Raw genomic sequence first — 13,251 nt, forward strand, 5'->3', positions numbered from 1 at the left:
CTGGTTTTGTCATATCGGTAACGCGTTCCTTGTCGATGTGGCATCCGTAGGGTGGGCACTCCGTGCCCACCCTACGGATGCCGTCAACAACGGAAGTATGTTGGTGTTAATCCTGCTTTGCCGCCCCCGCCAGCTTCGCCCCGTCCTGCCGCGTCGACAACTGCATGCTTTCGCCCTTCAAATGCTTCACCGCCTGCGCCAGCTGGAAATCGGTAGCGCTGCCGTAGGCCAGCGGCTTGCGCTGGCGCAGCTTGGCCAGCAAGGCCATCTGCTCCTCGATGTCGTCTTCGCGCGTGGCTTCCTCGGCGTCGCCGCTCAGGTGGTGTTCGAGGTCGGCCTCGCGCATGCGCAGGGCGTTCAGGCCGTCGTCCTCGGCGGTTTCGTCGACGGCAAAATCGGGCACGATGCCGCGTGCCTGGATCGAGCGCCCGGCCGGGGTGTAGTAGCGCGCCGTGGTCAGCTTCACCGCGGCATCGGTGCCGATCGGGCGGATGGTCTGCACCGAACCCTTGCCGAAGGTCCGGGTGCCGACGATACTGGCGCGCTTGTGGTCCTGCAGCGCGCCGGCCACGATCTCGGAGGCCGAGGCCGAGCCGGTGTTCACCAGCACCACCAGCGGCAGCGTCTTGAAGAGGTTCGGCACGCCGGCCAGCGGATCGCGTCCGCTGCGCAGCATGTAGTACTCGGGCCGGCCATAGAAGCGCTGGCGCATCTCGGCCAGCTGGCCGTTCGTCGACACGATCTCCACGCCCTCGGGCAGGAAGGCGGCGGCCACGCCGATCGCGCCCTGCAGCAGGCCGCCCGGGTCGTTGCGCAGGTCGAGCACCAGGCCCTTCAGGTGCGGCTCCTTGCGCACCAGCTCGGCCAGCTTGGCGGCCATGTCGTCGACGGTCGGTTCCTGGAATTGCGCGATGCGCAGCCAGGCATAGCCCGGCTCGACGATCTTCGCCTTGACGCTCTTCTGCACGATTTCGCGGCGCTCGACGGTCAGCACCAGCGGCTGCGGCGCGCTGGCGCGGGCGATGGTGAGGGTGACGCGGGTGCCGGGCGTGCCACGCATGCGCTTGACCGCTTCGTCCAGGCCCAGGCCGCGCACATCCGCGCCGTCGATGCGGGTGATCAGGTCGCCGGCCTGGATGCCGGCGCGTTCGGCCGGCGAGTCTTCCATCGGCGCGACGATTTCCACGTAGCCCTCGTCGCTCTGGCCGATCTCGATGCCCAGGCCGACGAAGCGGCCTTCGGTGCCTTCGCGCAGTTCGCGGTAGGCGGCCGGGTCGAGGTAGCCGGAATGCGGGTCGAGCGAGCCGACCATGCCGTTGATGGCCTCGGTGAGCAGCTTGTCGCCCTTCACTGGCTCGACGTAGTCGGACTGGATGATGTCGACCACCCTGGACAACTGGCGCAGGCCGTCGAGCGGCATGCTCGGCTCGACCGGCTTGTAGGCAAGCGCGGAAAACTGCATCGTGACCGCGACGCCGGCAACGACGCCGACAGCCAGCAAGCCGGTGTTTTTCAGAGTGGAACGCATAAGTAAATAGTGACGGCGTGATAAAGGCAACGCGCGGCTGCCTGGCACGCATGAGATAGCGTGGGACCAGTATAAACCCGATTCGCCCGCTTCCGCAGGGCGCAAGCGATCCGTGATGGCTTTGTCAAGCCGATTGTAAAGCCGTCTTTGCGTCCGGTAAGCAATTGTAAGAGTCGACGCGCCGGCTCGGTCGTGGTCCTATAGTCAATTGCAGTTTTTCTCTCTCCACACCCCAACAGTGGATTTTGCCCGTGGCCCATCCATGGGCTTTTTTTTGTCCAGAGCCTTTATGAACCTGACATTTTTTGCACGCGCCGCCGCCCTGGCCCTGATCCTGCACGCCGGCGCCGCCACGGCGTCGCCCCTGATGGACCTGCGCGCCGACGACCTGCTGGCGATGGCGCCGGAGCTGCGCAAGGCGCTGGCGCTGAACGCCAACCAGCAGCTGCTGTGGCAGCAAAGCGAACAGCGCACCCGCGCCCTGCTGCGCGAACGGCAAGGGCGGCGCGAGCGCCTGCAGGCGCAGGCCGCGGCGCTGGCCAGGAATCCGGGCGCCGAACTGCGCGAGCTGGGCACGGCGGCCGACGCCGAAGCGCAGGCCAGCGAGCAGGAAGACAAGGCCCTGCGCGCGCAATGGCTGCTGCTGAACGACGCCCTCGACGACCGCCAGCGCGCCGTGGTGCTGCGCTTCCTGGCCGACCAGCTCGAACGGGTGCGCGACGCCGCGCCTCCGCGCGGGGAGGGCGGCCGCGAAGGTGGACGTGACGGCGGCCGCGAGGGTGGCCCTGGCGGCGGACGCGGGCGGCCGGGCGGCGGCATGGGCGGCGGCATGGGCGGCGCCGGCGGAGCCCCGGCCGGTTTCTGAAGGCGCGGCGCCATGCCGTGTATCGAAACGTAACAAAGGCAGCGGCAGCCACGTTCGTGGCGTAGAGCGCTGCTAGAATGTTTTGGAGATAATAGAGTGCAATCCGCTGCCCGGCCATCGCAAGGCGATGGCGCGCAAGGACGGAAGCACCGACCGACGGAATACGTACTGAACAAGCATACAAGAAGAACATGAGCAAACGCGATAACCGGCTCGACACGCTGCGCGGTATCCTGCTGGTCATCATGACGCTCAACCACCTGGGCGTGATGGCGACGCGTGAGCCATTCGGCTTCGTTTCGGCCGCGGAAGGCTTCATCCTGCTGTCGGCCTATACCTTTGCCATCACCACGCGCGTCGCCCAGTCCTCGTTCGCGGCCATGCTGCAAGGCGCCGCCCGGCGCGCGCGCAAGATCTACAAGTACCACCTCCTTTCCTTCATCCTCCTGCTCGGCGTGATGCTGGCGGTACCGGCCTACGACCGCTATTTCGGGCATACCTTCGTCGACGACGCCTCGCTGATGGAGTCGGTAGCGGGCACCATGCTGCTGGTACACCAGCCCAAGTATTTCGACATCCTGCCGATGTACATCGTCTTCGCCCTGCTCACGCCGGTGCTGCTGTTTGCCATGCACCGCGGGCGCAGCGCGCTGGTCCTGGCGGGCAGCGTGGCGCTATGGATGGCCGGGCAGCTGTTCGATCCGGGGCCGGCCATTGCCGAAGCCTCCGGCATCAGCGAGCGCGCCGGCTTCTTCAACCTGCTCAGCTGGCAGCTGCTGTGGGCCACCGGGCTGTACCTCGGCTTCGCCCACAAGCACCAGCGGCGCACCGACCTCCTGCCGAGCAAGGCCTCGATGGCGATTGCCGCCGGCATCGTCGGCTTCTGCCTGCTGGCGCGCCATGGACTGATCGACCTGCCGCGCATGACGCAGGTGTACTTCGACAAGACCGACCTCGGCTTCTTCCGGTTTGCGAACGTCATCGCCCAGCTGACCCTGCTGCTGGGCCTGTTGCGCCTGATCCGCCGCGAACATGGGCTGCCCTGGTTCAGCTTCATCGGCAGCCATTCGCTGCAGGTGTTCGCCTTCCACCTGGTCATCGTGTACCTGCTGGCGCCGGTCGCCATCGCGTTGTCGCGGCAGCATGGCACCGTGGCGAACCTTGGCTTCGACCTGCTGGTCGCCGCCAGCCTGACCCTGCCCGCGCTGCTGCACCGCGAGGTGCTCAGGCGCCGCGATGGCGGCCGGCCTGCGCGCGCCGTCCTGGCCCAGCCGGGGCCGCCTCCATGACGCCTGGCGTCAGCGGCGTTTGCCTCCATTTTTTATCGCGTTTGTACTGTGTAGTGACTCCCGGCCCCGCGCCGTTCTTTTTGTAGATTGAGGACCATCTTGAAACGTACCCTTCTGAGCACCCTGACCCTGTCCGTGCTGGCCGCGTTCGCCCACGCCGGCGACGCCACCCCGACCAGCGCCCAGGCATCCGCGCCGATCTCCGGGATCGACACCCAGTACATCGACAACTCGGTGCGCCCGCAGGACGACTTCTTCACCCACCTGAACGGCAAATGGCTGAAGTCGACCGAGATCCCGGCCGACAAGGCCAGCTGGGGCACCTTCATGCAGCTGCGCGACGACGCCCAGGCCCACCTGCGCGAAATCATCGAAGCGGCCCAGAAAGACCAGGGCAAGAAGGCCGGCACCGACGCCCAGAAGATCGGCGACCTGTACGCCAGCTTCATGGACGAAGCCAGGCTCGAAACCCTGGGCGTGAAGCCGCTCTCGAGCGAGCTGCAGCGCATCCGCGGCCTGAAGGATAAAAAGGCCGTGCCGGAGCTGGTGGCCCACCTGTCGAAGATCGGCGTGTCGACCCCGTACGGCATCCGCGTCGGCCAGGATGCGCGCGCCTCCACCAAGTACGCCACCTACATCGGCCAGAGCGGCCTGGGTATGCCGGACCGCGACTACTACCTGAAACTCGACGACAAGCGCATGGCCGATACCCGTGCCAAGTACGAAGCGCACGTCGCCCAGATCCTGACCCTGGCCGGCGAGAAGAACGCCGCGGCGCAAGCCAAGGCCATCGTCGCCTTCGAGACCGAACTGGCGCAAGTGCAGTGGACCAAGGTCGAGAACCGCGACCCGGTCAAGCGCTACAACAAGATGAGCCTGGCCGAACTGGCCAAGCTGACCCCGGGCTACGACTGGAACGCCGCCCTCAATGCTTCCGGCATCGGCAACAAGATCGACTACATCATCGTCGCCCAGCCGAGCTACCTGACCGGCTTCAACGCGGTGCTGGCCAAGACCGACCTGGCGACCCTGAAGTCCTACTTCGAATGGCAGCTGCTGCGCGAATACTCGCCTTACCTGTCGAAGGCATTCGTCGACGCCAACTTCGCCTTCTACGGCACCGTCCTGACCGGCGTCACCGAGAACCGTCCGCGCTGGAAGTCGGGCGTGTCGCTGGTCGAAGGCGCGCTGGGCGAAGCCGCCGGCAAGCTGTACGTGGAAAAATACTTCCCGGCCGAGCGCAAGGCGCGCATGGAAGAGCTGGTGAAGAACGTCACCGCCGCCTACAAGGAAAGCATCGACAACCTCGACTGGATGACCCCGGCCACCAAGGTCGAAGCCCAGGCCAAGCTGGCGAAATTCGTGCCGAAGGTCGGCTACCCGAACAAGTGGCGCGACTACTCGAAGCTCGCCATCCGTAGCGATGACCTGATCGGCAACGTCAAGCGTGCTTCGGAATTCGGCTACAACCGCAACATCACCAAGCTGGGCCAGCCGATCGACCGCGAAGAGTGGGGCATGACGCCGCAGACGGTGAACGCCTACTACAGCAGCTCGATGAACGAGATCGTGTTCCCGGCCGCGATCCTGCAGCCGCCGTTCTTCGACATGCGCGCCGACGACGCCGTCAACTATGGCGCCATCGGCGCCGTGATCGGCCACGAGATCGGCCACGGCTTCGACGACAAGGGCAGCCAGTCCGACGGCGAAGGCAACCTGCGCAACTGGTGGACCAAGGAAGACCTGGACGCCTTTAAAAAGCGCACCGACATGCTGGTCAAGCAGTACAACAGCTACAGCCCGCTGCCTGGCTATAACGTCAACGGCGAACTGACCCTGGGCGAGAACATCGGCGACAACTCGGGCCTGGCGATTGCCTACAAAGCCTACAAGATCTCGCTGAAGGGCAAACCTGCGCCTGTCATCGACGGTCTCACCGGCGACCAGCGCTTCTTCATGGGCTTCGGCCAGGTATGGCGCTCGAAGATGCGCGAAGCCCAGCAGATCGTGCAAGTGAAGACCGACCCGCACTCGCCGGGCCAGTTCCGCGCCAACGGCACCGTGATGAACCACCCGGCCTTCTACGAAGCCTTCGGTGTGAAGGAAGGCGACAAAATGTACCTGGCACCGAAAGATCGCGTCTCGATCTGGTAAAGTCATCGGTCTGATCGTGCAGAACGCCTGAATCTACGGGACGTATGCATATCTGACGCAATGGAAAAATGCGGCCGGCGCTCGCAAGGCGCTGGCCGCATTTCATTCAAGAGACATTATTCAAAACAGTGGAGAGACACATGAAAAAGCACATGCTGAGCGCCCTGACGCTGGCACTGATCGCCGGTTTCGCACAGGCCGAATCCGGCGCAGCCGCTGCCGCAGTTACTTCTTCCAAGACTGCAAAGGCCCCGGTCCTGTCGGCCGGCATCGCCACCGAATACATCGAATCGAGCGTGCGTCCGCAGGACGACTTCTTCGAATACCTGAACGGCAAGTGGCTGAAGAACGTCGAGATCCCGGCCGACAAGTCGAGCTGGGGCTCGTTCATGGAACTGCGCGAGAACACCCTGCCGCAGATCCGCGGCATCATCGAGAAAGCGTCCGCCGGTAACCCGGCCGCCGGCACCGATGCCCAGCGCATCGGCGACTTCTGGGCCAGCTTCATGGACGAAGCGCGCCTCGAGCAGCTGGGCGTGACCCCTTTGAGTAGCGAACTGGGCAAGATCGCCGCCATCAAGGACAAGTCCGAGCTGCCGGCCGTGCTGGCGCGCCTGGGCAAGATCGGCGTCAACGTGCCGTTCGACTTCGGCATCCACCAGGACAACAAGGATTCGACCAAGTACGTGGCCGACATCTACCAGGGCGGCCTGGGCATGCCCGACCGCGACTACTACCTGAAAACCGACGACGCGAAACTGGCGGACGTAAAAGCCAAGTACCTGACCCACATCGAGAAGACCCTGACGCTGGCCGGCGACAAGAACGCCGCCGCGAATGCGAAAGCCATCGTCGACTTCGAGACCGAGCTGGCCAAGGTGCAGTGGACCAAGGTCGAGCTGCGCGACCCGATCAAGGCCTACAACAAGGTCAACCTGGCCGACATGGCCAAGATCGCCCCGAACTACGACTGGGCCACCTGGCTGCAAACGGCCGGCATCACCGGCAAGACCGATTACGTGATCGTCAGCCAGCCGACCTACCTGAAGGGCTTCGCCGAGCTGTCGAACAAGACCTCGCTCGACACCTGGAAAGCCTACCTGGCGATGCACCTGGTCGACAGCTACAGCAGCTACCTGTCGAAGGCCTTTGTCGACCAGCGCTTCGACTTCTACGGCAAGACCCTGTCGGGCGTGACCCAGATCGAACCGCGCTGGAAGCGTGGCGTCGGCGTGGTCGAGCGTGCCCAGGGCGAAGCCGTCGGCAAGCTGTACGTGGCCGAGCACTTCCCGGCCGAGCGCAAGGCGCGCATGGAGACCCTGGTCAAGAACCTGCTGGTCGCCTACAAGCAGAGCATCGACAAGCTCGACTGGATGAGCCCGGCCACCAAGAAGGAAGCGCAAGCCAAGCTGGCCAAGTTCACCCCGAAGATCGGCTACCCGAACAAGTGGAAGGACTACTCGGCGCTGGTGGTCAAGCGTGACGACCTGGTCGGCAACGTGATGCGTTCGCGCGTGGTCGAGGCCGACCGCGAGCTCAACAAATTGGGCAAACCGATCGACCGCGAAGAGTGGGGCATGACGCCGCAGACCATCAACGCGTACTACAACCCGGAGATGAACGAAATCGTGTTCCCGGCCGCGATCCTGCAGCCGCCGTTCTTCGATGCGAATGCGGACGACGCGGTCAACTACGGCGGCATCGGCGCCGTCATCGGCCACGAGATCAGCCACGGCTTCGACGACCAGGGCGCCCAGTACGACGGCGACGGCAACCTGCGCGACTGGTGGAGCCCGTCGGACCACAAGAACTTCAAGGCCAAGACCAAGATGCTGGTCGAGCAGTACAACGCCTTCGAGCCGCTGCCTGGCTACCACGTGAACGGCGAACTGACCCTGGGCGAGAACATCGCCGACAACTCGGGTCTGGCGATTGCGGCCAAGGCCTACCAGATCTCGCTGAACGGTAAAAAAGCGCCGGTCATCAACGGCTTCACCGGCGAGCAGCGCTTGTACATGGGCTGGGCGCAAGTGTGGCGTTCGAAGATGCGCGAACCGGCGCAGATCGCCCAGGTGAAGACCGACCCGCACTCGCCGGGCCAGTACCGCGCCAACGGCACCCTGAAGAACCAGCCGGGCTTCTACGAAGCCTTCAAGGTGAAGCAGGGCGACAAGATGTACTTGGCGCCGAAGGACCGCGTGATCATCTGGTAATGCGTATCTGGTAATGCTGTTTGCCTGATCGAAGCCGCCCCGCGCAAGCCGGGCGGCTTTTTCATTTCTGCATCGCATCATTCTGTAGCAAAGCACGCACACGATTGAAACCTGCGACGCTTCAACCCGCTCTTGCGTTACTATTTTTTAATAATATAAATAGGGATGCTGCGATGCAGTATGAAGACGAGGTTCGCAAGCGCATATCGATGCTGCGCTTCCTGATGATTTTCGGTGTCGTGCTCCTGCACACCCCGCCTTTCGTGCCGATCAAGGAGGTGGGGGGCGGCACCTTCGACCTGATCAAGTCCTTCTTCCAGAATGCCGCCTTCCGCACCACGGTGCCGGTGCTGACCTGCATCTCCGGCTACCTGCTGTTTCGCTCGATGCTCGACCTGAAACCGGGCAAGCTGGCGCTGAAAAAATTCCGCACCATCGTCGTGCCCTTCCTGTTCTTTAACCTGACGCTGCTGGGCGTCGCCGTCGTGCTGGAAAATGGCCTGCACGTCAGCCTGGGTGACGACATGGTGCCCGACAATCCGCGCGGCTGGGCCAACGCCGCCTTCGGCGTATTCGATTCGCCCATCAACTATCCGCTTAACTTCCTGCGCGACCTGATCATGCTGATGCTGGTTGCGCCGCTGTTCGGCTGGATGCTGCGCCACTGCCCCTGGCTGGGCCTGGGCGCGGTGCTGCTGGTCTTCATGAACAACTTCGACGGACGCTTCCTGCTGCGCGACGTGATGGCGCCGGTGTTCTACCTCGGCGGCCTGGCCGCGGTGCGGCGCTGGAATTTGTGCGCGCTGGACCGCTACGCGCTGCCCTGCCTGGCGCTGTTCGTGGGCCTGTGCGCGGCGGTGGTGGCCTTCCGCGTGGCCAATACCAACTACCTGCGCATGGCCGGCCCTTTCCTGATCTGGCCGGCGGCCGCCCTCCTGAGCAGCACCGCCTTCGGCGCCTGGCTGGCGCGCATGAGCAAGTACAGCTTCTTCGTGTTCGTCGCCCACGCGCCGGTGCTGATGGCCACCTGGATCGTCTACCGGCCGCTGGCGAAAGCGGTGCCTTATCCGGTGTACTGGCTGCTGGCGCCGGTGCTGACCACGGCCGTGCTGGTGGTGGCCTACCGGCTGGCGATGCGCATCGCGCCGAACGCCTTCAGCGTCCTGATCGCCACGACGCCGCCGCGCCGGTCGGGCGCGGACGGTGCGCCGCTGGCGGCGCCGGGCCTGGCCAAGGCCGAATGACAGGGTAACTGGACGAAAAAAAGCCCCGGCGCCTTGTGGCGGCCGGGGCTTTTGTTTTTACTGAAGGACGGCGGTCAGCGCGGCACGATCGCGAACTGCGGGCTGGTGCCGTAGTTCGGCTTCACGGTACGGGCCATGAACCTGGTCCAGGCGGCTGCCGCGTTCGGCAAGCCCGCATCGGCGGCGTAGGCCAGGGCCGGCTGCATGTTCGACGGGTAGCCGGTCACGCTCGAGGAGTAGCCGGTCATCTCGCCCACTTTCAGGCCGAGGAAGGTCGCCATCGCCGCGCTGCCGCAGGCCAGGGCACGGAAGCCTTCCGACTGGCTGGCCGTCACGGACGACGCCATGCTGGTGAAGAACGGGCTGGTTTCCGTGTCACGGATGACCATCGAGTACAGCGAGGCATCGATCCAGCACATCGCCGGGTCGGTCATGCGCAGGACCGGCGCCTTGCCTTTCCAGCTCATCAGGGTCTTGGCGCTGGTGAAGCCGAGTTCCGCAGCGTGGCCGACGGCCTGGGTGAAGAAGTCGTCCTGCCACGGTGCGATGCCGCGCTTGCTGTTGTAGATCACCGCGCTACCCATGTCCAGCACGCCGAAGAAGTTGGCCGAGGCGTTGCGGGTATAGGTGGTGTTGTACCACTCCATGTTGCTTTCCAGGATGCGTGCGAAATGCTCCTTCAGGCGGTCGCTGTCCGGCGTGATGTAGGCCGCTTCGGCCAGCGTACGGACGCTCCATGCCTGGGCGCGCACCTGGTCGCGGTGCAGCAGGCCCTTGATGTTCGAACGGTAGCCCGGGTTCGACTGGAACACGTTGTACATGCCCCAGAACTGCAGCTCTTCCAGGTAGTAATAGTCGCCGGTCACCAGGTAGGGCAGGTAGGCAAAGCCAGGCTGGTGCGAGGCATCGTGGCTGTTCGGCGTGGTGCAGACCGATTTCGGGCAGGCCGGGAAGGCTTCGTACTGCTTGGTCGCCGGGTTCTTGGTGTCGGTCGAACGGCCCAGGATGGTCATGTACGGATAGTCGATCAGGCTGACCGGACGGTCCGTGTTCTTGTCGCGGTAGTGCGACGACCAGCTGCCGGCCAGGTCGGCCGTGCCCAGGGTGACGGTCTTGGCGCGCGGGTCCATGCTCAGCAGGTAGGTCGCGGCCCAGCCCGGCATGATGCCGAGGTCGTTACGCCCGCCGGTGCTCGGCATGTAGGAGTTGGCCAGGCCCACGCCCATCGGCTCGATGGCCTTGCCGGTCCACTTGGTCATCAGGCTCTTCAGGTTCGCTTCCGACGTCACCACGGTCTGGTCGTAGTTCGGCACGGCGCGGCTGGCGATCAGGTAGGCAGTGTTGTGGCGCACGTACACTTGCGGCGCCTCGCCCCACCAGAACAGCTTGCGCCAGCGGCTATGGTGCAGGTGCGTCATGGCCGGCGCGTTATACACTTCCTGGCCACGCACCACGACTTTCGCGTCGTAGGTGATGTTGCTCGGGTTCGGCTCGTAGGCCCAGTTGTTTTCCAGGGTGACGTCGACGCGCGCCCTTTTGATGCCCTCGTACCAGCGGATCGCGAAGCGTGCGCTCAGGTGCGGGTGTTCCACGCCGGCGGCGCTGGTCAGCGGCGCCGAGACCTGCCATTCGTTGGCGATGGCGCCCGACAGCCAGGTGTTGTATTTCCAGCCGCTCTTGATCAGGTCGTCAGCCGAAGCCTTATACTCGACGCCGTTGATGGTGGCATGCACCGAGGCGCTGAAACCGTTCGACAGCAGGGTCTTCGGCGATGGCGCGGCCTGGGCCACCGGCGCATTCGTCTTCAGCAGCGTCATGGTGCGCGCTTCGCTGGCGGCCAGGCCAGGCAGGATGGCCGAGATCACGGCATGGCGCACCGAACCGTCCGGGTGGCTGGCCTTGACGTCGAGCTGCAGCGGGACCATGGTGCCGTTGTCGAGGCGGCCGACCAGCATTTCATTGCGCAGCAGGTCGCCGGCGGCGAATACCTGGCCGAAGGTGACCGGCGCATTCGCCTGGGCCGCGGCGCCGGTGTTTTGCAGGCGCACGTCGGTGACCGGGCCGTACACGGCGTAGCTAGGGGCCGGCGTTGCGACCGGAACGAGCGGGGCGATGACTGCCGGCATGGGGGCCGGGATCGAACCCGAGATCGGGGCGGTCGTGGCGCCGCTGGCGGGCACGTCGGCAACCGGGACAGTAGTAACCGGCACGGTGGTGACCGGTGCGGTCGTCACGGGCGCCGTGGCGACAGGAGCCGTCGCAACCGGACCCGTACCGATCGGGGCCGGGATAGCCGGCACATTGGTCACGACCTCTGCCGGTTCGGATTCGGGAGCGGCATTGCTGCCGGTATTTTCTTCGGTCAGTTCGATCGCTTCAGGATCGGCGCTGCTGGCCGGGATGGCCGCTTCAGGCGCTGGCGTGGCGACCGCTGCGGGTGCCGGAATGCTTGCCGAGGTGCCGGCCAGGCTGGTGTTCGAGCCCGAGCCGCCGCCGCCGCCGCCGCAGGCTACCAGGGTGCTACCGAATGCCGCGATTGCGGCAATTCGCATTGCAAGAGTATGGAGTGGGAGAGTCATGGCAGTCTTCAGGAAGTTACTGAGAGGCACAAATTATTGCCTCTGGGAATTCCTGAAGGTTACGCCAAAGCAAAAATTCGGAACAGCAAAATCAGGCTGCCTGTTCACAATTTCGCCCAAATACAACATAAAATTATCGCTTTTTTCACGACCATTATTCGGTTTATAAGCGATTTTGCTGTGTATTTATATTGACCTTTTCAGCAGTAGCAGAATAAAAAAACCGCCCTTTCAGGCGGTTTCAATGCCAGAGTTTTAATCTGGCTCAATCAGATTGGCTGGACTTTGCGCCAGATCGCGTGTAACCAGCTGTCACTCTGGCAATCGCATACTTCCCATTAGCGCGCTGCAGCCACCATGAAGTCGACGGCTGCCTTGACGTCGGCGTCCGGCGCGCTGGCGCCGCCCTTCGGCGGCATCATGCCGGTCTTGCCCTGGAAGCCCTTGATCGCGTGCTCGTACAGCACGGCCGTGCCTTGCTGGATGCGCGGCGCCCAGGCTGCCTTGTCGGCCAGCTTCGGCGCCCCGGCGATGCCGGCGCCGTGGCAGGCCACGCAGGCGCTGTTGTAGAGGGTCTTGCCGGTGTCGGCGCTGGCGACGGCCGGCGCTGCTGCGGGAGCGGCTGCCGGGGTGGCAGCAGGGGCGGGCGCAGGCGCACTTGCCGGCGCAACCGATGGCGTACCGGCGACTGGCGCGGCGGTGGCGGCGTTCTGGGCGGCCGGGGCAGCGGCGGCTTCGGCCGGCGTACCGGCGGCGGCCGGTGCGGCCGCCTGGACTGCGGGAGCGGCCGGCTCCTTGAACTTGGCCCCGCTCTGGTTGGCCATGTAGACCACCGCGCGTTCCACTTCCAGGTTGTCCAGGTCCGGGTTGCCGCCCTTGGCCGGCATCGCGCGGATGCCTTCGATGGCGTGTTTCACCAGGGTGTCGTAGCCCTGGGCCAGGCGGGCGGTCCAGTCGCCCGCTGCCCCTACCTTCGGCGCACCGGCCACGCCGGCACTGTGGCAGGCCGCGCACACGGCGGTGTACACGGCGTCGCCGGCCTGCAGCACTTTCGGGGCATTCGCGTCGACCAGGGTGAAGCCTTCCTCGGCCACCGGGCGCAGGCGCGCCGCCACGGCTTCTTCGCCCAGGCTCTCGGTGCCCGCGCCTTCGAGCTTGTCGGTGGTGACAAAGGAAACCAGCAGGATGATGCCGATAACGATTACCAGGAAGAAGCCAGCGACCACCGCGATGAGCTGCTTGGGCGTCCGGATAAACGATTGTTCATTGTGTGCGTCGCTCATGATTTCCTTAATACGATTAAAAAAACCTGCCACTAGACTTGCAACTTGGTTCCGTCCGGCGCTTACGCTTCTTGCATGACATTTTGCAAAGGCCGC

At 64.7% G+C, this 13,251-nt stretch carries 8 protein-coding genes; 5 read left to right on the forward strand and 3 right to left on the reverse strand.

Annotated elements, in window-relative coordinates:
* Nucleotides 1–106: 106 nt before the first annotated feature.
* Entirely contained in the window at nt 107–1,528 is a 1,422-nt protein-coding gene (locus ACWYRN_RS09160; RefSeq protein ID WP_488692096.1) for a S41 family peptidase, read from the reverse strand.
* Nucleotides 1,529–1,817: 289 nt separating this feature from the next.
* Between ACWYRN_RS09160 and ACWYRN_RS09165 the strand changes: the two genes are divergently transcribed.
* From ACWYRN_RS09165 to ACWYRN_RS09185, 5 genes are all read left to right on the forward strand, one after another.
* Nucleotides 1,818–2,393: a hypothetical protein gene (locus tag ACWYRN_RS09165; RefSeq protein ID WP_488692097.1), complete on the forward strand. Its 576-nt coding sequence runs from the start codon at nt 1,818–1,820 to the stop codon at nt 2,391–2,393.
* A gap of 191 nt (nt 2,394–2,584) precedes the next feature.
* Nucleotides 2,585–3,682: an OpgC domain-containing protein gene (opgC, locus tag ACWYRN_RS09170; protein ID WP_488692098.1), complete on the forward strand. Its 1,098-nt coding sequence runs from the start codon at nt 2,585–2,587 to the stop codon at nt 3,680–3,682.
* Between the two features lie 99 nt (nt 3,683–3,781).
* Nucleotides 3,782–5,836 carry a M13 family metallopeptidase gene (locus ACWYRN_RS09175; protein ID WP_488692099.1) on the forward strand — a complete coding sequence of 685 codons (2,055 nt, stop codon included), beginning with the start codon at nt 3,782–3,784 and terminating at the stop codon, nt 5,834–5,836.
* Nucleotides 5,837–5,976: 140 nt separating this feature from the next.
* Nucleotides 5,977–8,049: a M13 family metallopeptidase gene (locus ACWYRN_RS09180; RefSeq protein WP_488692100.1), complete on the forward strand. Its 2,073-nt coding sequence runs from the start codon at nt 5,977–5,979 to the stop codon at nt 8,047–8,049.
* Nucleotides 8,050–8,222: 173 nt separating this feature from the next.
* Nucleotides 8,223–9,293, forward strand: a complete 1,071-nt coding sequence (locus tag ACWYRN_RS09185) for an acyltransferase family protein (protein WP_488692101.1) — start codon at nt 8,223–8,225, stop codon at nt 9,291–9,293.
* Between the two features lie 74 nt (nt 9,294–9,367).
* Here the strand turns inward: ACWYRN_RS09185 and ACWYRN_RS09190 are convergent, their stop codons facing one another.
* Nucleotides 9,368–11,872, reverse strand: a complete 2,505-nt coding sequence (locus ACWYRN_RS09190) for an RIFT barrel domain-containing protein (protein WP_488692102.1) — start codon at nt 11,870–11,872, stop codon at nt 9,368–9,370.
* Between the two features lie 338 nt (nt 11,873–12,210).
* Entirely contained in the window at nt 12,211–13,155 is a 945-nt protein-coding gene (locus ACWYRN_RS09195) for a c-type cytochrome (RefSeq protein WP_488692103.1), read from the reverse strand.
* Nucleotides 13,156–13,251: the final 96 nt, after the last annotated feature.

The organism is Massilia sp. BAP21, from assembly GCF_057801335.1.

Coding starts and splice junctions, on each gene's coding strand:
- ACWYRN_RS09160 (WP_488692096.1), bottom strand. CDS start 1,528: ATGCGTTCCACTCTGAAAAACACCGGCTTGCTGGCTGTCGGCGTCGTT.
- ACWYRN_RS09165 (WP_488692097.1), top strand. CDS start 1,818: ATGAACCTGACATTTTTTGCACGCGCCGCCGCCCTGGCCCTGATCCTG.
- opgC (WP_488692098.1), top strand. CDS start 2,585: ATGAGCAAACGCGATAACCGGCTCGACACGCTGCGCGGTATCCTGCTG.
- ACWYRN_RS09180 (WP_488692100.1), top strand. CDS start 5,977: ATGAAAAAGCACATGCTGAGCGCCCTGACGCTGGCACTGATCGCCGGT.
- ACWYRN_RS09185 (WP_488692101.1), top strand. CDS start 8,223: ATGCAGTATGAAGACGAGGTTCGCAAGCGCATATCGATGCTGCGCTTC.
- ACWYRN_RS09190 (WP_488692102.1), bottom strand. CDS start 11,872: ATGACTCTCCCACTCCATACTCTTGCAATGCGAATTGCCGCAATCGCG.
- ACWYRN_RS09195 (WP_488692103.1), bottom strand. CDS start 13,155: ATGAGCGACGCACACAATGAACAATCGTTTATCCGGACGCCCAAGCAG.